The sequence below is a fragment of the Campylobacter sp. 2014D-0259 genome (assembly GCF_008000505.1).
Taxonomy (GTDB): Bacteria; Campylobacterota; Campylobacteria; order Campylobacterales; family Campylobacteraceae; genus Campylobacter_D; species Campylobacter_D jejuni.
In genome coordinates, this window is sequence record NZ_VOAQ01000024.1 from 184,470 (window position 1) to 203,899 (window position 19,430).

The window sequence follows — 19,430 nt, forward strand, 5'->3', positions numbered from 1 at the left end:
TATAAACAAAATTTGACAAAAAGTGCATTTTTTTACTAAAATCACATTTTACAAAAATTATTCTGCTAAATCTTACGAGGACTTATGGAAAAAGAAAAAAAACAACATCAAAGAACCCACGTTCCAGTGGAAGGTTATAAAATCGAAGAATTAAAATTATTAGATCTAGAAAATCTAGTTAAAATCGCTAATGAATGTGAAATCGAAAACCCAAGAGAATTTCGCCGTCAAGAACTTATTTTTGAAATTTTAAAAGCACAAACAAAAAAAGGCGGTTTTATACTTTTTACAGGGATTTTAGAAATTTCTTCCGAAGGTTATGGCTTTTTAAGAGGTATGGACTCTAATCTTAGCGATAGTGTTAATGACGCTTATGTTTCAAATTCACAAATTAGAAAATTTGCTCTGCGTGTAGGCGATATCGTTACAGGACAAGTTAGAGAACCTAAAGATCAAGAAAAATACTATGCTCTTTTAAAAATCGAAGCGATCAATTATCTGCCTTTACAAGAAGCCAAAGAAAGACCTTTATTTGATAACTTAACCCCTATTTTTCCAACGGAAAAAATCAAACTCGAATACGATGCGATGAAGCTTACGGGTCGTGTTTTAGATCTTTTTACCCCTATAGGAAAAGGACAACGTGGGCTCATCGTTGCTCCACCACGCACAGGTAAAACAGAACTTATGAAAGAACTTGCTACTGCTATTGCAAAAAACCATCCTGAAATGCATTTAATTGTGCTTTTAGTTGATGAAAGACCTGAAGAAGTTACCGATATGCAAAGATGTGTAAAAGGCGAAGTTTTTAGCTCTACTTTTGATTTACCTGCTTATAACCATGTGCGTGTAGCTGAACTCGTAATAGAAAAAGCCAAAAGAATGGTAGAAACAGGAAAAGATGTTATTATCCTGCTTGATAGCATCACAAGACTGGCACGTGCTTACAACACCGCAACTCCAAGCAGTGGAAAAGTCCTAAGCGGCGGGGTGGATGCTAATGCCCTACACAAACCAAAACGTTTCTTTGGTGCAGCTAGAAATATAGAAAATGGAGGCTCTTTAACCATAGTTGCTACAGCTTTAATTGACACAGGTTCAAGAATGGATGATGTGATTTTTGAAGAATTTAAAGGCACAGGAAATAGCGAAATAGTTCTTGATAGAAATATCGCTGATAGAAGAATTTATCCTGCAATTAATATCATCAAATCAGGAACAAGAAAAGAAGAATTACTCCAAGGCGTGGCAAATCTTCAAAAAATTTGGGCGATCCGTTCAGCGATTTCTCAAATGGATGATGTTGAAGCGTTGAAATTTTTATATTCTAAAATGCTTAAAACCAAAGACAATGTAGAACTTTTATCTATAATGAACGAGTAAAAAATGCTTCAAGCTTTAGCGATTAAATACAGGCCAAAAACCTTTGATGAACTCATAGGACAAAAAACAGTTAGTGTAAGTTTAAAATACGCCCTAAATCATAATCGCTTAGCTCATGCTTATCTTTTTTCGGGACTTAGAGGAAGTGGAAAAACTTCAAGTGCTAGAATTTTTTCTCGTGCTTTAGTTTGCGAACAAGGACCAAGCGATACTCCATGTGGCACTTGCAAACACTGTCTTGCAGCACTTGAAGGCAAACATATAGACATTATAGAAATAGATGCTGCAAGTAACCGTGGGCTTGAAGATATACAAGCCTTAATCGAACAAACCAAATACACCCCTTCTATGGCAAGATTTAAAATTTTCATCATTGATGAAGTACATATGCTTACCCCACAGGCTGCAAATGCACTTTTAAAAACCTTAGAAGAACCCCCAAGTTATGTTAAATTTATACTTGCAACCACAGATCCTTTAAAACTTCCAGCTACTGTGCTTTCAAGAACGCAACATTTTCGCTTTAAACAAATTCCACAGAGTGAAATTTTAAATCATCTTAAAGAAATTTTACTTAAAGAAAATGTTAAATTTGAAGAAGAAGCTTTAAAATTTATAGCAAGAAGTGGCAATGGATCTTTAAGAGATACTTTAACCTTGCTTGATCAAGCCATTATTTTTTGCCAAAATGAAATCAGCATTAGCAAGATTACCGATATGTTAGGCTTTTTAGATCCTCAAAAAATCAAAGCCTTTTATCAGGCTATCTTAACAAAAGACAAGGAAAAAGTTTTTGCATACTTAGAAGAATTACAAGACTATGAAGCCTCAAGCGTGATTGATGAAATGCTTTTTTATTTAAAAGAAAGCTTTTTTGCAAAAAGTACAGAATTTTCTATTTTAATTTATGAAAGATTTTTCCGTATTTTATCAAAAGCTAAAAATATGCTTTGCGATGATGATGGCTTTACGCTTTGTGTTATGGCTTTTATGATGATGGAAGCAAGCCATTTAAAAGAAATTGATGCACAAATCCAAGAAATCAAACAAGAAAATACAACAAATATTACACCTAGGATCACACCTGCTCCTATCATACCTAATCTTGAGAAAAAAATAGAAAAAAATGCTTATGAAATCTTGCTTGATAGTATTTATGATAGGGATTTTGATCTTGCAGAATGCTTTAAACAAAGCACAAAATTTATTAGTTTTGAAAACAATACCTTAAATATAAGCTCAAACGCACAAGGACAAAATCGCGATACACTCAATAAAGGTTTTAAACTCATACAAGAACTTTTTAAAGCTAAATTTGGAGAAAATGCTAAAATTAATGTGCAAAAAGCACTAACAATTGATGAAAATAAGCTTCAATCCTTAACTCAAGAATTACCAAACAATGAAAATAAAAACATAGATATTCAAAGTTCTATTAATATGCTTAAAGAAGGGGCCAAAAAATTTGACCCACAAGAAGATCTTAAAGAGGCTCTTAAAGATTGTTTTGGAGAGCCTAGTATAGAAAATTAATCATCGTTTTTAAGAGAGATGAAAATCAAAGCTAAAAACATATAAGTTACCAATCTTGTAGCATCAGGTAAACCGTTCCAAACTTTGCTCATCCACATTCCAAACCATTCTGCAGCAACTACTTGGAAGGCAAAAAACCATAAAATACAACAACAAGTTAAAGAAATAATCCCAAAAATCTTAGCATTATGAAAGCTTTGGGCATCTAAATTTCTAGCTTTAAACATATCATAAGCACCTTTTAGAGCTGTTAAGGTAATAAAAGTTTCAAAAAGAATAATTGCTATATAGCCTATATGATGAATCACAGGAGAAGTAATAGCCCTATAAACTATAGCATTACCCAAATAATCAGGCTTTGTATCCATACTCATCACATGCGAAACAAATTGGAAATTAGAATTGTAATCTGTCACATTTCCAAAAACCACTATACCTGCTAACGATGCAACGGTAAGCAAAATAATAATTTTTGAAAATCTAATCATTTTGCTTATGCAAAAACATTTTTGTTGCATTTATACTCCTTTAATAATATATTTTGGTAATATTAATTATATATAATATATTCTTAATAAAAATTAAATTTTTAAATTCTTTTAAGTCTTAAAGAATTAAGCACCACGGTAATAGAGCTAAAACACATTGCAAGTGCTGCTATATGAGGACTTAAAGTGATAAAAGGTACAAATCCTGCCGCGATAGGAATGCAAAGCACATTATAAATAAAAGCCCAAAAAAGATTTAGCTTAATAATACTGCGTGTTTTTTTAGCAAGTTTAAAACATTTAAAAATCGCCGATAAATCATCTTTTATCAAGATAAAATCTCCTGTTTTTTTTGCAAGTTCATTTGCTTTTGAAAAACTCATACTCACAGTTGCGGCAGATAAAGCCGCCGCATCATTGATCCCATCTCCTACAAAAAGAGTTTTTTTAAATTTTTGAATGATTCGTAGTTTTTCTTCACTCTTAAGTTGAGCATAAAATTCGTCTATTTGTAATTCTTTGGCTATTTTTTCTACATTTTTTACATGATCGCCGCTTAAAATAAAAGTTTTAAGATTTTGCTTTTTTAAATTTAACACAAGCTCTTTGGCTCCATCTTTTAAAGCATTGCTTAACAAAACACCGCCTAAACACTTTTTATTCTTAGCAAAATACACCCTAACATATTCTTTAAAAGTATCAAAAAAGATATCACTTTCTTTTGTGTCAATTTCATTTTCGTGCAAAAACTTCGCACTACCTGCGAGATAAATATCACTATCTTCTTTGTATTTTATACCAGAACCCACAATCACTCTTCCCTCACCCTTTAAATCAAAAATTTGATCTTTATGCAAAGCCTTAGCTATAGGATGAGAGCTTAAACTTTCAATTTGACATAATTTATCAAAATCATCTTTAGAAAGATTGTGTTTAAAAATACTCAAATTTTCCTTTGTCAATGTACCCGTTTTATCAAAAAAAGCATACTTAACTAAGGCTAATTTTTCTAAAGCGGCAGGATTTTTAATAAGAATGAAATTTTTTGCCGCATTTGAACTTGCCACAACCAAAGCTATAGGTGTTGCAAGCCCTAAAGCACAAGGACAAGAGATCAAAAGCACAGCACAAGCGTGTAAAAAAGCTGTATTTAAATCTGCTTTTAGCGCCCAAAAAACAAAAACTAAAAAAGCAAAAAATATTATACCCCCTACAAAATATTTAGAAATTTGATCTGCTAAATTTGCCAAAGGACTTTTGATATTTCCTGCTTCAAAAACTAGATTTTTGATTTGTTCTAAAGTACTATCCATAGCCTTTTTGTTTGCTTTGATCCTTAAAGTACCATTTAAAACTACTGCTCCTGCTTGAACTTCGTCGCCTTCTTTTTTTAAAACAGGCAAAAACTCCCCATTTAAAAAACTCATATCAAGCTCTGCACTCCCTAAAAGCACCACTCCATCTGCGACAATGCTTTCTCCTTCTTTTACCAAAAGCACATCGCCACTTTTGACAAAAGAACTTGAAATTTCTTTGATACTTTCATCTTCAAGCAAAATTTTTGTCTTTTTTGTGTCTATATTTTCTAAAATTCTTTGATAATCTTGTGCTTTAAATTTAGCCTTACTTTCAAGATATTTTCCTAAAAGCACAAAAGAAATAATCATCATTGCACCGCTAAAATACAAATCTTCTTCTTTAAAAATTTGCAAATACACCAAAAAAGAATACACAAAAGCACTCAAAGTCCCCAAAGCTACAAGGGTGTTCATATCTAAATTTTTACTTTTAAGTCCTAAAAAAGCATGAGAAAAAAAGTCTCTCCCACAATAAAATATCCCAAAAAAACTCAAAGCCATTTGGATATTTTGCGAAAAAGAACTTTTAACAAACATTTCAAAATACATAATAATCACACTCAAAACTATACTTAAGAGCAAATTTTTTCTTAATTCTAAGTGTTTTTTTACCTTGTATGCGTTTAAGCTTTGTTCATCTTCTAAAATTTCAAAGCCTAAATTTTTAATTTTTGCGATGATATCTTTGCGTTTTTCTTGATCTTCAAGTAAAAAAACCCCACTAGAATTCACATAAGAAACACTAGCATCTTTAACACCATCAATTTTTTTACAAGCTCTTTCTATAGCATTAGAACAATTAACGCAAGTCATTTTGCCTATTTTTATACGCAATTCTTCCATTATAAACGCTCTATGATCTCAAAACCTAAATCTTGAAATTCTTTTGTAAAATTTGATACTTGATTTTCTTCTAAATTTAAACTTAAAATTTTTTGCTCCAAATCCACTTCTATATTTCCAAATTCATCTTCAAGAGAATTTTTGATCAAATTTACACAATTCATGCAATTAACATTTTTTACTTTAAATTTCATTTTCGCTCCTTATAGGTTGTATAGTAATGTGCCCGATTTCAAATTCATGTAGTAATTTATGGGATAAATCCTGAGATAGTTTTTCAAATTCCTTTAGATCGCAAACTCTTACTTTTAAATGCATGGAAGCTACTAACATTTTATTGGTAATTTGAGTAATATGCAAATCCACCACCTCATCCACACTAGGATTTAAAAGCAAAACTTGTCTTACTTTTTCTATATCCACAGGAGAACTTTCAAGCAAGACATTAGCACTTTGTTTAAGCAAGATAATCGCCCATCTTAAAAGCAAGATTGATAATACAATAGCTAAAATCGTATCTATATAAACAATACCACTAAAATACACCACAATCCCACCTATAATAACCGCTAAAGAGCCCAATAAATCACTCATCATATGCAAAAAAGCGGACTTCATATTGACATTTTCTAAATTTGCACCCTTAAACATCATCAAAGCATTAATCCCATTTACCAAAAAGCCCAAAATAGCTACAATTATCATGGTTTTAGCATCAATTTCTTTTGGATTAATAAATTTTTCTATAGCCTCATAAATGATAAATAAAGCCGATAAAATAATGGTTAAAGCATTGATAAAAGCCACTAAAACTTCAAGACGAAAATACCCAAAGGTCTTTTGATGATCTTGCCATTTTTCTACAGCTATAATGGCTAAAAAACTAAGAGCTAAGGCAAAAACATCAGAAAACATATGCAAAGTATCGCTTAAAAGTGCTAAAGAATTTGAAAGGATTGAATAAATAAATTGCACAAGCATCATAGAAAAAGTCATTAAAAGAGAAATTTTTAAAATCTTTTTATCCACACTCCTTGCATCAGCATGGGAATGATGATGTTCATGAGAATGTTCTTCGTGATTATGATGACAAGATTTGTTAGCTAAAGGCTCGTGTGATAAAAATTTATACATCTTATATCCTTTTTGCTTGACATTTTAAGATATTAAGCTAAAAAGGATATAAATATTTGTTATTTTTATAAAATTAAAAGTCAAAAAGCTCGCCTAGCCAACTTTCTTTCTTTTTCTTTTTATAGTAGTCATTGTGCTGATGATAAGCTGAGTCATTATATCTTGACTCTTGTCTTGAAGCTTGGTTAAAATTTGCTGTATTAGGGACACTGCGTTCTATGATTTTGTCAAGTTCTCCACGATCAAGCCAAACGCCACGACACTTTGGACAATAATCAATCTCAACTCCACTCCTATCACTCATAACCAAATCTACATTACAAACTGGACATAACATACAATACCTTTTTTTAAAATTTTTAATTTAAAATTATAAAAAGAAATATTAAACAAATTTGCAACAAGTTTTAATGTTTTTTTGCATGTCTAGTCATCATAAAACTTTGTTCAAAAAATATAAGCAAAGTAACACTCACTCCTATAGCTAGAGCCAAAGTCACAGAAACAGTTGTAAAAAAATAATCAAAAAATTGAACCAAAAATTCAGACTTAGCCTTCAAATCATCACTGCGTATAAAAGAAATAAGATACAAAATCGCTTTATAAGCGTAAATTCCAGGTATCATAGGAATAAGAGCAGGAAAAGCGATAATTTCAGCAGGGGTTTTAATGATTTTTGCTAAAGCAATTCCTAAACATCCTATGCAAAATGAAGCAACAAAAGTTGCAATTGCTAAAGTTTGAAAATGAAAATATTCCACCAAAGTAAAACGAAGCCCATGTGCAATTGCTGCTAAAAGAGCAGATAAAATAAGGGTTTTTAAAGGTGGGTTGCAAGCATAAGCAAAACCAAATCCCGCCACAGCAGCAAAAAACATATCTCTTAAAATAAATTCAATCATCTTAAAATCCCAAAATCCGAAATACTAAGCGTCATGTAAATTCCAAGCGCTATACAACAAATCAAAATCCCTACACTGATAATACGACTAAGTCCCATTAAAATATGATCTTTTAATATATCAATCACAGAATTTATAAAAAATACCCCTGGTATAAGATACAAGATACTAGAACCCAAAGCCACATCAGAAGTATTGGTATATCCCATATCCAGCCCAAAAAATACAAACCACGATGAGATAAAAGAACAAAGAATATATTGAATTCTTAAATCAATCTTTGCTTTAGTTAAAATATATCTTAATAACAATCCCACAAATGTTGCAAAAAATACTAAATTTCCAGCACCAAAATCACCACCAAAAAGTCTACAAAAAGCCGAATTTGCCATAGAAACAAATAAAAGATTAAGCAAATAAGAATGCTTTTTTTGTTGAGAAATTTGCTCAAAAACGACTTTCGCTTTTTCAAGATCGTATTTGTGATCATATATAGCCCAGCTTAAAGCACTTAAATCAAAAATAAGCTTAAAATTAACATGGGCATGATGATTGGGTATAACATAAGTTCTTTGAATGGAGTTATCATCCATATCTACAACATTTAAAGTGATATGATGAAAAAAGAAATTGATATTTATCTCATAGCCATAAACCTCAGCTATTCTTCCTACGCATTTTGCCACCCTAGCTGTATAAGTTCCAGCACCTAGCAAAGTTTTAGTATATACGATTAAAAAATTAGTTAATCTTTGTATATCAGGTTTTTCCATATTTTAATAATCTTTGATTGAATTTGTTATAATTATAGCAAATTTTAAAATAAATAAGGAGAAAAAATGGCAAAAATCGGTATAGTTGGTTTAGGTTATGTAGGAGCTTCTAGTGCTTATAGCATAGTTACTCAAGGAATTTGTTCAGAACTTTACTTATATGATATAAAACAAGATTTAGCTCTAGCTCATGCAAGAGATTTGGAAGATATGTCAGCCATTCATTTTTCTTATACAAAAATTTTTCATGTGCCAAATTTAGAAAATTTAGCTTCTTGCGATATTATCATTTTAGCTTTTAGAAAAGAAAGTTTAAAAGAACTACCTAGTCGCTTAGTAGAACTTCAAAACAATATCCTCGAACTTAAAGACATTGTCTTAACCTTAAAAAATGCTAATTTTAAAGGTAAATACATCGTCGCAACAAATCCAAATGACACCATAACTTACTACACTCAAGTATTAAGCCAATTACCTAAAAATCATGTTTTTGGCAGTGGAACAAATTTAGATAGTTCAAGACTTAAGAAATTTTTAGCCAAAGATTTAAACATAAATTCAAAAGATATTTTTGCTTGTATGATTGGCGAACATGGAGATTCTCAGTTTGCAGCACTTTCTAATGCAAGCGTTTTAGGACAAAATTTATTAGATTTTTATAAGCAAAAATTAGGCAAAGATTTAGACATACAAAAACTTGAAAAAGCTGTGATTAGCGAAGGGTATTTCATCTATGAACGCAAAGGAAGGACAGAATTTGGCATAGGAACTTCTTGTGCAAATTTAGCCAAAGCCATCCTAGAAGATAGAAAAAGTTTACATCCTGTAAGTGTGGTTTTTGATGATATGGCTTTTTCAATGCCCGCTATCATAGGAAAAGATGGTATAGAAAAAGTTTTTGAATTAAAATTCAATGAAAAAGAAAAAATAAAATTAGAAAATTCAAAACAACAAATCAAAAACGCTATACAAAGCGTAAAAGATAAAATTTAAGCCTTTTTAAAAGGCTTTTTGATTTTGATATAAATTAAACTTGCTAAAATCACAAAAACAATTATAATGATTAAAATTTGAGTTAAATAAGTTTTAATCAACTCTTCATTTTGTCCTATATAATAACCCAAAAATACAAGTATAGCCACCCAAATAGCACTACCAAGTGCAGTAAAAAGTATAAAATTTACAAGTTTCATTTTTACCAAACCTGCAGGCATAGAAATATACTGACGAATCCCTGGCAAAAGACGACAAGTAAAGGTTGAAAATTCCCCGTGTTTGTTAAAAAATTCTTCAAATTTAGCAAATTTGACTTCATTTATACCAAAATACTTACCCCATTTTAATACAAAATTTTTACCCCAAAAAAAGCAAATATAATAATTAATCAAAGCCCCTAAAACAGAACCTAAAGTCCCACTAAGTATACAAAGAGTGATATCAAGTTTGCCTTTATGTGCCAAATATCCAGCAGGTATCATAACAACTTCACTTGGAAAAGGTATAAAACAACTCTCTAAGGTCATTAAGATAATAATACCCAAATACCCCCAAGCACTAGCCGTCTCAACAATAAAAGAAATGATTTCTTGCATATTAGCCTTATTTGAAGAAAATTTTAAAAAATTGTAGCTTAAAAGATTAAACAGTAAAAAGCGGTTTTACACCGCTTTTTTTATTTACCTGCAACTGAAACTTGATTTGGATTGTCTGCTGCACGAGCGATCATGCACTCTTTTAAAACAGCAGCATCAGCTGGATCGCTAACTTTTTTATTAATCCAGCGTTCAACTTGTTTCATTGTTTTTGACTCTGGCTCTGGAGCTTCGTATTTTGCCATTAAACTTGCACAATCAGCCAAAGCAATGATAGGTAATAAACTTGCAAAAAGTATTTTTCTCATCTTTTGCTCCTTAGAATTTTACATTATACATTAACATGATATTATCAGCTCTTGCTTTATCTTTTTTCGCTCCACCAAATGGTAAGCCACGATTACCCCAAATATTTTGGATATTAGTATAACTTAAGCGTAAGAATTGATATCTATCAAGTTGATAAATCACATAAAAATCATGTGCCGTTCCTCTTGTCATTCTTATATTAAGTGGATCATTGATACTTGGACGGCTCATAGTATACCAATATCTACTTCCCCAGAAGAACTCATACCCTACTTTTAAAGCCTTGGTAAAATCATAGCGTCCGCCTACATGCACAGCATAGCCATCTTTTTCATTAATTTCCAATTGAGATTGTACAGTAGGATTTGCACTTAGAGTATGTGCATTTGCTCCGTTAGAATACCCTAAAGATACAAAATAATTAAAATTTGTACCAAAAGCTTTGTAATTTTCAAAATGAATATTAGCTAAAGTAAGATTACCTAAATTAATAACTCCATCATCATCACCTAGTAATGTCGTCGATCCTGGAATAGGCAATGCAAAATCAGTCATATGAGCTACATTGAAGATAATAAGATTATCTCCCATACCTTCTATAGGAAGCTCTCCTTCTACTGCAGCATAGTAAAGATTTGCATCAGCATCTTTTTGATCGCTCATCCAGTCTCTTACTTTACCACTTTCTTCATCCCATTGATAAGTTTTACCATAAGCTGCACGGATAGCTACCTTATGATCTTGCAAACTTTCAGGTTTATAAGTGATCACTGCTGCATCACCTAGAGCGTTGATTGCCAAGGCTGGATAAGTTGATTGTCTTAAAGCATTGTTTCTAAGATTACTTCCTGGACCATCGGTTCCTGGCTGTCTTCCTATGGTTGCAATCCACTCAGGTGTGATATAGTAGTCAAGATAAGCTCTATCTACATAAAGTACAGGCCCACTTGATCTTGTATTTCTTCCTGCATCTAAATCAAGTGGACTTCCACTCCAACCCATTTGAGACCAGTTTTTAGCCATAGACAAACGACCATAGAATTTGGTTTTATCATTAATATCAGCATTCATATTTAAATGAAGCTCATTCATCCATTTGTTATTAGCACTATAATCTTGTCCGCCAACTTTATAGTTTGTATTTGAAACCGCTGTTGAAAACTCAAGTCCAAATTTAACCTTGCTTAAAGCAGCTTGAAATTCTGTTTCATCGGCTCTATCATTAAGATCAGCAAGTTCAGCTTTTACAGCTTCATTTTGCTTAGCTTGAGCTTCTCTTTCTTTTCTGATTTCTGCAAGTTCAGCTTGAATTTGCGCAAGCTGTTTTTGAAGCTTGGTTATCTCATCATCTGTATTTTTAGCAAAAAGTGAAGATGAAAGAAGACAGGCACTTAAAATAAGTGAAAACTTAGTTTTCATAATCATAACTCCTTGTAATTTTGTTACATTTAGTAAATTAAAATTGTGATTATAGAAAAAAAAGTTTAAAAAAAAATTATACATTAATCATTTTTAGCTAGTCAAACTTATGACTAGCTTTGTAAATATTGTAGTTTCAAAAAAGTTTTAAAATTTTAAATTTTTAAATTTTATCGCAAATTTTTATGTCTAAAATTTTATCTCCTTGGCGTATAGAGTCTAAAACTTCTAAACTTTCTTCATCTTTTGGATCAATTTGCCCAAAAACAGTATGAACTCCATCTAAATGAGCTTGAGGGCTGTGACAAATAAAAAATTGAGAACCACCCGTATCGCGTCCTGCGTGTGCCATAGATAAGGTTCCACGCTCATGTTTATGTTCTTGATCATCACATTCGCAAATGATTTCATATCCAGGCCCACCTATGCCATTGCCGTGCGGACAACCTCCTTGTATGACAAAATTTGGGATCACGCGATGAAAATTTAAATCTTTATAAAATCCTTCATTAGCCAAAGTAGCAAAATTACAAACCGTTTGTGGAGCCTCATCACCAAAAAGTTTTAGTTTCATTGTGCCTTTTTCAGTTTCTATGAGAGCAAATTTGTATTCATTTACTTTGCTTGTGTCGATTGTTTTTATCATTATTTCTCCTTAATCTATATTTGTATAAACAGCTTGAACATCATCATCATCTTCTAACTTATCTAAAAGTTTTTCTATATCGCTAAGCTGTTCTTCGCTAAAGCTTACAGGATTGTTTGGTATATACTCAAGCCCTGCTTTTTTAAGAACTAAACCCTTAGCTTCTATAGCAGAACTTAGCTCACCAAAGGCAGTATAATCACCGCTAATTACTAACTCTTCTTCATTTTGTTCTAATTCTTCAAGTCCTGCATCAATCAAATCAAGTTCTAATTCTTCTAAATCTCCTGCAAATTTTTCAAGATGAAAAACCGCTTTTCTAGCAAACATAAAGCCTAAAGATCCATTTTGTAAAACTTCTCCTCCATTTTTACTAAAAATAGCTTTTACATTAGCCACGGTGCGTGTAGGGTTATCGCTCATACATTCAACTATAACCAAAGCTCCATGTGCAGCTTTTCCTTCATAATGAATGTTTTTAATATCTGCGCTATCTTTTCCACTCGCACGCTTAATAGCCGCATCTATATTATCTTTTGGCATATTATTTGCTTTTGCTGTGGCTATAGCACTTCTTAATTTTGGATTCATATCAGGATCAGTGCCACCTTCTTTAGCAGCTACTTGTATGGCTTTAGCAAGCTTAGGAAAAAGCTTACTCATTTTATCCCATCTAGCCTCTTTAGAAGCTCTTCGGTATTCAAACGCTCGTCCCATAAATTCTCACTTTCTTTAAAGATTTTTAAACTTAAAAGTATAAACTAAAAAGGCTAATTAAAGCTTTAAATGGTATGATTTTACCATTTATTTTTGGGGAGAAGCTTTTTGAATATCGCAAAAAAAGAACTTTTTGTTGCTTGGTTTTTCTTGATTGCTGCTATTGTATTTGAAGTTTTAGGTACTAGTTTTTTAAAAATGGAAAATCAAATTTTAGGCTATATATTTATGGCTTTATTTATAGCTTTTTCTTATTTTTTTATGGGCAAGGCGATTAAAAAAATTCAAGTAGGCATAGCCTATGCTGTATGGGAACTTTTAGGGATTATTCTTATACTTTTAGTTTCTTTTATAGTTTTTAAAGAGAGTTTAACCTTAACTCAAATTCTAGGCATTGTTCTTTCTATCGTTGGAATTATCATGATTAACATAGGCGAGGTTAAAGAATAATGTATATTTTTATCATTGTTCTATCGGCATTGTTAGATATCGTAGCAAATTTATTACTAAAAAAATCAGATGGTTTTAAGCATAAAATTTGGGGCTTGGCTGCGATTGTCAATGCTATACTTGCTTTTTTCCTACTTTCTTTTTCTTTAAAATATGTTCCTTTAAGCATAGCTTACTCAACTTGGGGTGCTATAGGCATCATAGGAACTTGTCTTGGTGGATGGATTTTATATAAAGAAAAATTAAACAAAATAGGAATTTTAGGTATCATTATCGTAATAATAGCAGTATTTTTGCTAAATTATTAAAACAGCAAAATGCTGTTTTAATGTTCCATTTTGTTTTTCGCTTCAATACCCATTAAAGAAAATGCGGTTTTAATACTAAGAGCAACTAAAGAAAATAATTTAAGCAAATCATTTTCATTTATAGAACCTACAACTTTATTTTCATTGTAGAATTTATGAAAATTTGCAGCCAAATTTTTAAGATAATCAGGAATTTTTTGCAAAGCTCTAGCCTCAAAAGCATCGTTTAAAATAGCTTTTAAATTCAAAGCTTCAAAAAGTAAATTAACACCATCTTGATTTAAACTTTGTAAATCAGCTCTCATTACATCATCGATTTTTTTACCAGCTTTAGCAAACACTTGATGAATTCTAGCGTGTGCGTAGTTGATATAATACACAGGATTAGAACTATCTTCTTTTTGCAAATCACTAATATCAAATTCCAAATGAGTATCGCACTTTTTACTCAAAAAGATATAACGCAAAGCATCACTTCCTATTTCATCAATCACATCGCTCATCAAGATAAAATTTCCTGCTCTTTTACTCATTTTATAAGGCTCTCCATCTTTAAGCAAGGAAACCATTTGTGCTAAAATAATCTCAAGATTATTAGAGTCAAATCCCAAAAACTCCATCGCAGCTTTCATTCTAGGGATATAACCATGATGATCTGCTCCCCAGATATTAATACACTTTCCATAACCACGACTCATTTTATCCTTATGATAAACAATATCTGCTGCCAAATAAGTCCCGCGTCCATCTTCACGGATAATTACCCTATCTTTTTCATCGCCCTTTTGCGAAGAAGCAAGCCAAATTTTACCTTCTTGCTCGTAAATTCCTTTATGCTCTTTCAAAGATTCTAAAGTTGCATTTAAAGCGTCATAATACGATCTCTCGCTTACATAGCTGTCAATTTTAATCTTTGCTTGTTCTAAATTTTGTTTAATCAAAATAAGCATTTTATCTTTTGCCCAATCAGCTAAACTAGGGATATTTTCTTCACTAAAAAATTCTTTACCAAATTTTTCAAAAGCTTCTTTTGCCAAATCTGCTATATACTCGCCTTTGTAATATTGCTCTGGATATTCAACATTTTCATGAAGTATATTTTCTTTCACACTTAGTAAAATAGAAAGCCCTAGTAAATAAATTTGATTACCCGCATCATTGACATAGTATTCTGTATCAAATTTATAACCCAAATGTCTTGCAAGTCTTGTTAAGGTGTCTCCAAAAACAGCGCCTCTTGCATGTCCTATATGTAAAGGTCCAGTAGGATTTGCACTCACATATTCAAGCAAAAAACTTTCTTGTTTTTTTTCTCCTTTAGAAAAATCATTTGGATTTGCTAAAGCCTGATTTGCAAGTTCATTTAAAAAAGTTTTGGAAATTCTAAAATTTAAATACCCATTTACAGCTTCAACCGATTCAAAACAATCATGATTTTGAAATTTGCTCGCTAAGTCGCTAGCGATCAACATAGGAGATTTTTTTAATTCCTTAGCCAGTGAAAAAGCCAAAGGGGTAGCAAAATGTGCTAAATTTTTATCCTTTGGATTTTCAAGTGTAAAATCACACTCTAAAATCTTTTTAATTTCATTAAAAATAATACTTTTCAAAAGACTAAACCTTAAGCTTTTTTTGTTTTGTCTATACTTGCATCAGCACTTGTATTATTAGTTGTGTTTTTGTTTTCTTCTATTTTTTGAGTATTTTTTGCTACTTCATCATCATTATTCATTTCATCTTTAAAAGTTTTAATACCTTTGCCTAAACCCTTTGCAAGTTCTGGAATTTTTTTTGCTCCAAAAAGCAATACAACAATCAATAAAATAATCAACCAATGACTTGGACTTGACCAACCACCCATTTTATTCTCCTTCATTCCAAATATTTTGAATTTGTCCTAGATTCTGCCCTTTGGTTCTAAATTTATGGGCAATTAAAATCGCTCGCAATGCTTCATAACTTTGCTTTAGCTCATCATTAATGATAAGATAATCATAGTCGCTAAGTTCTTTCATTTCATCACTAGCGTTTTGTAATCTTTTTTCTAGTTGTATTATTGTATCAGTATTTCGCTTAATAAGTCTTTTTTTTAGCTCATCTTTATTTTTTGTAGTAATAAAAACAGAAACAATCTTATCAGCCATTTTTTGTCTGGCTATTTTAAATCCTTGCACATCAATATCAAAAACAACTATTTTTCCATTATCTAAAGCATCTTGAGTGTGCTTTAAAGAAGTGCCATAAAAATTTTCATGCACCTTAGCCCATTCTAAAAAATGATCACCATCTATACCTTTTTGAAATTCTTCATGGGATATGAAATGATAATGTATTCCATTTTTTTCACCCTCTCTTGGTTTGCGAGTTGTTGAAGAAATAGAAAAATAAAGCTCATCTTCAAATTCATCAAAAAGTTTTTTTAAAAGAGTTGATTTTCCAGCTCCACTAGGACCTGAAATCAACAAAATAAAACCTTGCAATTTTAATCCTCTTTAAAACTAATGTTTATATTTATATTCATATTCATACCCTTAAGAGCAGCTTTTAAGGTATCATCCTTAATACTTGAAGTGATCGCTCCTGCTATGCTTTGGCTAAGCTCATTAACTATCTCTTCACTATTATCATCTTTAGTTGCATTGCTTACTATAGGCTCTTCATTTTTTTCTACAATTTCCTCTCCAAGAGCTTCTTGTATATCACTTTCTTTCAATGCATCAAAATCACTTATATTTAAATTTGGCACAACCACTTCCTCTTCATTTGTTCCTAATTCTGTATCGTCTAAAATTGGCTCATCTTTAAAATCTTCTAAAACCTTGCTACTATTATCACTATCAATACCATAATCAAGCTCATCAAGTTGAGCTAGTTCTTCTTTGATTTGATCTTGAGTGCTCAAATTTGAAATAAAATCATCCATTTCATCTTGAACATCTTCTTCCACAACAGGAGAAAACTCCTCTAAATTTTCCTCTGATTCTTCATTATCTTTTGCTTGACCTAAAAATTCAGCATCCTCAGGAATATCATCAAAATCCATTTCTTTTTCTTGCTCTTCAACCACAGGAAGATCATCAAAGTCGCTTATATTAGCTTGTAATTCTTTGTTATCTTCTAAATCTTCATCATTTTTATCATCTAGTTCGTCTAAACTAGGCTCAGTATCCAAAGCTGTATGTTCTTGGCTTAAGTCTTCTTTTTGGCTTCCGCCATCTTCCAAAGTTAAATCTAAATCAGTTTGAATGTCTTCTTGAGTCTGTTCTTTAGTTGTTTCTTGTTCTAAATTTTCATCTTCTAAATTTTGAGTTTCTAAAGCTTTGTTTGCATTATCATCTTGAGATTCGTTAAGCTCTTCTTGCATTTCTAATGTATTTGCTTTAGAATCGTTTAATAATTCTTGCTTTTCTATTTCTTCATTTTTGTCATCTTCTTTGATTTCTAAATCTTCATCATTTTTATCATCTAGTTCGTCTAAACTAGGCTCAGTATCCAAAGCTGTATGTTCTTGGCTTAAGTCTTCTTTTTGGCTTCCGCCATCTTCCAAAGTTAAATCTAAATCAGTTTGAATGTCTTCTTGAGTCTGTTCTTTAGTTGTTTCTTGTTCTAAATTTTCATCTTCTAAATTTTGAGTTTCTAAAGCTTTGTTTGCATTATCATCTTGAGCATCATCATCAAAACTCAAATCTTCCATTCCCTCTGAATTTATATCTAAAGAATTTTCATCAGGCAAATCATCTAAATTTAAATTATCTAAATCCAAGCTTATATCAGCATAAGGATTTTCATCATTACTTAATATTGGCAAATCAATAGATGTATGTTTGTTTGTATCTTTATTATTAAGTAAATTTAAAAAATCTGTAGGTAAAAAAGGTTTTTGTAAAATTTGTGCATCTATATCTACATTTTGATTTCGCGGGGCTAAAAAAATCAATCTATCACATTTTTCTTTAAGAATTTTTAAAGGTGCTGGAGTATCACTATCTACGACAATCACATCATAATTACCCAAATTTTCACTATAAGCATTAAGTTCTTCAAAATCATAAGACATTTTTTTAGCACTAAGGCTTACAAGTCTTGAAACTACAGGGTTTTCATTTAAAAGTAAAATTTTCATCACTTTAATCCTTGAAAAATAATCACTATTTTACGATAATTTCATTTATCCTTTCCTTAGGAGAAAAAAAGAGTTTGCATATGAGTGAAAAGTTCTAAAATTAAATTTTTAAAATATTGCATCATAACTAATAAAATAGCGATCAAAACTACAAAGCCTAAAGCTATCTTTATAGGATAGCCAATAACTAAAAGATTAAATTGTGGCATTGTTTTCATCAAAAGTCCAAAAATAACATCAGCTAAAAGTGAAATTCCAAGTATAGGAAAGCTCATAGTAAAACCTATGATGAAAATATTAAACATACCCATATTTAGATAATGCATTAAATTCTCATGCGGATAAAAGCCACCTAAACTGATATAACCTAAAGAATGACTTAAAAACAAAAGCATTAAATGATGACCATCAAAAGCAAGAAAAAACATCAAAGCAAGCAAATTTAAAATTTGAGATGTGATAGGCATACTCGTTCCAGAACTTGGATCTAATATACTTGCCATAGTAAATCCCATAGTAAAAGCAATCTGCTCACCTGCCATCATAATAATAGCAAAAATAATTTGAAGCATTAATCCTGCTATCATTCCAAAAATCACTTCACTAATAAGCTGTAAAACAAAAAAACTATCTAAATGCAAAGATTCTAATCTAGCCAAAGGATATAAATACATAGTCAAAAATAAAACTATAGTACTTTTTATCACCATAGGAATAGAATTATGTGAAAAAAAAGGAAAAAAAACTATAAGACCACTCATTCTAGCAAGAAGCAACATAAAAGTTACAACATTTTTATCACCTAAATAATTAACAAATTCCATTGGCGTTTATAGTATAAGTTTTATCACAAAAACTTGCAAGCTTGTTATCGTGAGTTACAAAAAATAAAGCTGCATCATTTTCTTTAACATAGGATATTAAAAGCTCGATAACATTTTTAGCATTATCAAAATCCAAATTTCCAGTTGCTTCATCAGCAAAAATAATCTTTGGTTTTTTACAAAGCACGCGCGCGATACTCACACGCTGTTGTTGTCCGCCGCTAAGCTTTCCTATTTTTTGATGTAAAAGCGTATCAATACCTAATCTTTTTAAAATTTTCTCATCTAAATTTTGACCCGATAAAACACTAGCAAGTTCGATATTTTCTAAAGCTGAAAAACCTTTAAAAAGATAATGTGTCTGAAAAATAATACCAAAATCATAACGGCGAATTTTTAATCTTTCGTTTTCATCTATCTGATAAAGACTAGAACCTTTAAAAAAAACTTCACCTTTTTTTGGAATTAATAAGGAAGAAAATATATGCAAAAGAGTAGATTTGCCACAACCGCTACTCCCTTGAATAGCAATGCAATCTTTAGTATTTAAAGCAAGATTTAAACCCTCAAAAAGCGGATAATCAAAACTATGGCTTAAATTTTCCGCTCTTAAGAGTTCCATTTTTAA

General features: G+C 31.2%; 23 protein-coding genes. 5 read left to right on the plus strand and 18 right to left on the minus strand.

The window, feature by feature from the left end; genetic code table 11:
• The first annotated feature begins 84 nt into the window (after positions 1 to 84).
• Complete coding sequence (gene rho / locus SR63_RS05550; protein ID WP_002853705.1) at positions 85 to 1,383, plus strand: transcription termination factor Rho; 1,299 nt, start codon at positions 85 to 87, stop codon at positions 1,381 to 1,383.
• Positions 1,384 to 1,386: 3 nt separating this feature from the next.
• A complete protein-coding gene (locus SR63_RS05555) occupies positions 1,387 to 2,916 on the plus strand; it encodes a DNA polymerase III subunit gamma/tau (protein ID WP_002877127.1) in 1,530 nt (509 codons plus the stop codon).
• Here the strand turns inward: SR63_RS05555 and SR63_RS05560 are convergent.
• From SR63_RS05560 to SR63_RS05590, 7 genes are all read right to left on the minus strand, one after another.
• A complete protein-coding gene (locus tag SR63_RS05560; protein ID WP_002853472.1) occupies positions 2,913 to 3,434 on the minus strand; it encodes a DUF2165 family protein in 522 nt (173 codons plus the stop codon). The genes SR63_RS05555 and SR63_RS05560 overlap by 4 nt on opposite strands.
• 71 nt (positions 3,435 to 3,505) lie before the next feature.
• Positions 3,506 to 5,605, minus strand: a complete 2,100-nt coding sequence (gene copA, locus SR63_RS05565; RefSeq protein WP_002866176.1) for a copper-translocating P-type ATPase CopA — start codon at positions 5,603 to 5,605, stop codon at positions 3,506 to 3,508.
• Positions 5,605 to 5,799, minus strand: a complete 195-nt coding sequence (locus SR63_RS05570; protein ID WP_002870481.1) for a heavy-metal-associated domain-containing protein — start codon at positions 5,797 to 5,799, stop codon at positions 5,605 to 5,607. The genes copA and SR63_RS05570 overlap by 1 nt, the downstream gene beginning before the upstream one ends.
• Positions 5,789 to 6,739, minus strand: a complete 951-nt coding sequence (gene czcD, locus SR63_RS05575; protein WP_002866178.1) for a CDF family cation-efflux transporter CzcD — start codon at positions 6,737 to 6,739, stop codon at positions 5,789 to 5,791. The genes SR63_RS05570 and czcD overlap by 11 nt, the downstream gene beginning before the upstream one ends.
• A gap of 73 nt (positions 6,740 to 6,812) precedes the next feature.
• On the minus strand, positions 6,813 to 7,076 hold the full coding sequence (locus SR63_RS05580) for a zf-TFIIB domain-containing protein (RefSeq protein WP_002866179.1): 264 nt from the start codon (positions 7,074 to 7,076) through the stop codon (positions 6,813 to 6,815).
• Positions 7,077 to 7,146: 70 nt separating this feature from the next.
• A complete protein-coding gene (locus tag SR63_RS05585) occupies positions 7,147 to 7,641 on the minus strand; it encodes a threonine/serine exporter family protein (RefSeq protein ID WP_002853757.1) in 495 nt (164 codons plus the stop codon).
• Positions 7,638 to 8,414 carry a threonine/serine exporter family protein gene (locus tag SR63_RS05590; protein ID WP_002866180.1) on the minus strand — a complete coding sequence of 259 codons (777 nt, stop codon included), beginning with the start codon at positions 8,412 to 8,414 and terminating at the stop codon, positions 7,638 to 7,640. Before SR63_RS05590 ends, SR63_RS05585 begins: the two co-directional genes overlap by 4 nt.
• Positions 8,415 to 8,480: 66 nt before the next feature.
• Here SR63_RS05590 and SR63_RS05595 point away from each other — a divergent pair, with 66 nt between their 5' ends.
• Complete coding sequence (locus tag SR63_RS05595) at positions 8,481 to 9,407, plus strand: L-lactate dehydrogenase (RefSeq protein ID WP_002866181.1); 927 nt, start codon at positions 8,481 to 8,483, stop codon at positions 9,405 to 9,407.
• On the opposite strand, the gene SR63_RS05600 is transcribed toward SR63_RS05595, so the two are convergent.
• The 5 genes from SR63_RS05600 to SR63_RS05620 all read right to left on the minus strand — a co-directional run bounded on the left by SR63_RS05600 (position 9,404) and on the right by SR63_RS05620 (position 13,097).
• Entirely contained in the window at positions 9,404 to 10,006 is a 603-nt protein-coding gene (locus SR63_RS05600) for a DedA family protein (RefSeq protein WP_002866182.1), read from the minus strand. The two genes, SR63_RS05595 and SR63_RS05600, sit on opposite strands and share 4 nt — an antisense overlap.
• A gap of 80 nt (positions 10,007 to 10,086) precedes the next feature.
• Complete coding sequence (locus SR63_RS05605; protein WP_002822505.1) at positions 10,087 to 10,314, minus strand: hypothetical protein; 228 nt, start codon at positions 10,312 to 10,314, stop codon at positions 10,087 to 10,089.
• Between the two features lie 10 nt (positions 10,315 to 10,324).
• Positions 10,325 to 11,734 (minus strand): DUF3373 family protein, encoded by a 1,410-nt coding sequence (locus SR63_RS05610; RefSeq protein WP_002866183.1) that lies wholly within the window; start codon positions 11,732 to 11,734, stop codon positions 10,325 to 10,327.
• A gap of 163 nt (positions 11,735 to 11,897) precedes the next feature.
• Complete coding sequence (locus SR63_RS05615) at positions 11,898 to 12,380, minus strand: peptidylprolyl isomerase (RefSeq protein ID WP_002869004.1); 483 nt, start codon at positions 12,378 to 12,380, stop codon at positions 11,898 to 11,900.
• Positions 12,381 to 12,389: 9 nt separating this feature from the next.
• On the minus strand, positions 12,390 to 13,097 hold the full coding sequence (locus SR63_RS05620) for a YebC/PmpR family DNA-binding transcriptional regulator (RefSeq protein ID WP_002866185.1): 708 nt from the start codon (positions 13,095 to 13,097) through the stop codon (positions 12,390 to 12,392).
• A 108-nt stretch (positions 13,098 to 13,205) separates the two neighbouring features.
• Between SR63_RS05620 and SR63_RS05625 the strand changes: the two genes are divergently transcribed.
• Together SR63_RS05625 and SR63_RS05630 are read left to right on the plus strand one after the other, a co-directional pair.
• Positions 13,206 to 13,547, plus strand: coding sequence for a DMT family transporter (locus tag SR63_RS05625; protein ID WP_002777281.1), 342 nt, complete (start codon positions 13,206 to 13,208; stop codon positions 13,545 to 13,547).
• Complete coding sequence (locus SR63_RS05630; protein WP_002780599.1) at positions 13,547 to 13,855, plus strand: DMT family transporter; 309 nt, start codon at positions 13,547 to 13,549, stop codon at positions 13,853 to 13,855. The genes SR63_RS05625 and SR63_RS05630 overlap by 1 nt, the downstream gene beginning before the upstream one ends.
• Before the next feature lie 17 nt (positions 13,856 to 13,872).
• On the opposite strand, the gene argS is transcribed toward SR63_RS05630, so the two are convergent.
• From argS to SR63_RS05660, 6 genes are read right to left on the minus strand one after another with little or no spacing between them, the layout of a single operon-like run.
• A complete protein-coding gene (gene argS / locus SR63_RS05635; protein ID WP_002866187.1) occupies positions 13,873 to 15,465 on the minus strand; it encodes an arginine--tRNA ligase in 1,593 nt (530 codons plus the stop codon).
• A gap of 11 nt (positions 15,466 to 15,476) precedes the next feature.
• A complete protein-coding gene (locus tag SR63_RS05640; RefSeq protein WP_002877135.1) occupies positions 15,477 to 15,716 on the minus strand; it encodes a twin-arginine translocase TatA/TatE family subunit in 240 nt (79 codons plus the stop codon).
• Between the two features lies 1 nt (position 15,717).
• Entirely contained in the window at positions 15,718 to 16,335 is a 618-nt protein-coding gene (gmk, locus tag SR63_RS05645) for a guanylate kinase (protein WP_002866189.1), read from the minus strand.
• Positions 16,336 to 16,337: 2 nt separating this feature from the next.
• A complete protein-coding gene (locus SR63_RS05650) occupies positions 16,338 to 17,978 on the minus strand; it encodes a hypothetical protein (RefSeq protein ID WP_002866190.1) in 1,641 nt (546 codons plus the stop codon).
• A 56-nt stretch (positions 17,979 to 18,034) separates the two neighbouring features.
• The gene (gene fliR / locus SR63_RS05655; protein WP_002855878.1) at positions 18,035 to 18,802 is read right to left on the minus strand and encodes a flagellar biosynthetic protein FliR; all 768 of its coding nucleotides are present in this window, start codon (positions 18,800 to 18,802) and stop codon (positions 18,035 to 18,037) included.
• Positions 18,789 to 19,424, minus strand: coding sequence for an ABC transporter ATP-binding protein (locus SR63_RS05660; protein ID WP_012006736.1), 636 nt, complete (start codon positions 19,422 to 19,424; stop codon positions 18,789 to 18,791). Before SR63_RS05660 ends, fliR begins: the two co-directional genes overlap by 14 nt.
• Between the last annotated feature and the right edge of the window lie 6 nt (positions 19,425 to 19,430).

What these genes read in the sequence shown, in the direction of transcription:
- rho (WP_002853705.1), top strand. Translation starts at nt 85, where the DNA reads ATGGAAAAAGAAAAAAAACAACATCAAAGAACCCACGTTCCAGTGGAA.
- SR63_RS05555 (WP_002877127.1), top strand. Translation starts at nt 1,387, where the DNA reads ATGCTTCAAGCTTTAGCGATTAAATACAGGCCAAAAACCTTTGATGAA.
- SR63_RS05560 (WP_002853472.1), bottom strand. Translation starts at nt 3,434, where the DNA reads ATGCAACAAAAATGTTTTTGCATAAGCAAAATGATTAGATTTTCAAAA.
- copA (WP_002866176.1), bottom strand. Translation starts at nt 5,605, where the DNA reads ATGGAAGAATTGCGTATAAAAATAGGCAAAATGACTTGCGTTAATTGT.
- SR63_RS05570 (WP_002870481.1), bottom strand. Translation starts at nt 5,799, where the DNA reads ATGAAATTTAAAGTAAAAAATGTTAATTGCATGAATTGTGTAAATTTG.
- czcD (WP_002866178.1), bottom strand. Translation starts at nt 6,739, where the DNA reads ATGTATAAATTTTTATCACACGAGCCTTTAGCTAACAAATCTTGTCAT.
- SR63_RS05580 (WP_002866179.1), bottom strand. Translation starts at nt 7,076, where the DNA reads ATGTTATGTCCAGTTTGTAATGTAGATTTGGTTATGAGTGATAGGAGT.
- SR63_RS05585 (WP_002853757.1), bottom strand. Translation starts at nt 7,641, where the DNA reads ATGATTGAATTTATTTTAAGAGATATGTTTTTTGCTGCTGTGGCGGGA.
- SR63_RS05590 (WP_002866180.1), bottom strand. Translation starts at nt 8,414, where the DNA reads ATGGAAAAACCTGATATACAAAGATTAACTAATTTTTTAATCGTATAT.
- SR63_RS05595 (WP_002866181.1), top strand. Translation starts at nt 8,481, where the DNA reads ATGGCAAAAATCGGTATAGTTGGTTTAGGTTATGTAGGAGCTTCTAGT.
- SR63_RS05600 (WP_002866182.1), bottom strand. Translation starts at nt 10,006, where the DNA reads ATGCAAGAAATCATTTCTTTTATTGTTGAGACGGCTAGTGCTTGGGGG.
- SR63_RS05605 (WP_002822505.1), bottom strand. Translation starts at nt 10,314, where the DNA reads ATGAGAAAAATACTTTTTGCAAGTTTATTACCTATCATTGCTTTGGCT.
- SR63_RS05610 (WP_002866183.1), bottom strand. Translation starts at nt 11,734, where the DNA reads ATGAAAACTAAGTTTTCACTTATTTTAAGTGCCTGTCTTCTTTCATCT.
- SR63_RS05615 (WP_002869004.1), bottom strand. Translation starts at nt 12,380, where the DNA reads ATGATAAAAACAATCGACACAAGCAAAGTAAATGAATACAAATTTGCT.
- SR63_RS05620 (WP_002866185.1), bottom strand. Translation starts at nt 13,097, where the DNA reads ATGGGACGAGCGTTTGAATACCGAAGAGCTTCTAAAGAGGCTAGATGG.
- SR63_RS05630 (WP_002780599.1), top strand. Translation starts at nt 13,547, where the DNA reads ATGTATATTTTTATCATTGTTCTATCGGCATTGTTAGATATCGTAGCA.
- SR63_RS05640 (WP_002877135.1), bottom strand. Translation starts at nt 15,716, where the DNA reads ATGGGTGGTTGGTCAAGTCCAAGTCATTGGTTGATTATTTTATTGATT.
- SR63_RS05650 (WP_002866190.1), bottom strand. Translation starts at nt 17,978, where the DNA reads ATGAAAATTTTACTTTTAAATGAAAACCCTGTAGTTTCAAGACTTGTA.
- fliR (WP_002855878.1), bottom strand. Translation starts at nt 18,802, where the DNA reads ATGGAATTTGTTAATTATTTAGGTGATAAAAATGTTGTAACTTTTATG.
- SR63_RS05660 (WP_012006736.1), bottom strand. Translation starts at nt 19,424, where the DNA reads ATGGAACTCTTAAGAGCGGAAAATTTAAGCCATAGTTTTGATTATCCG.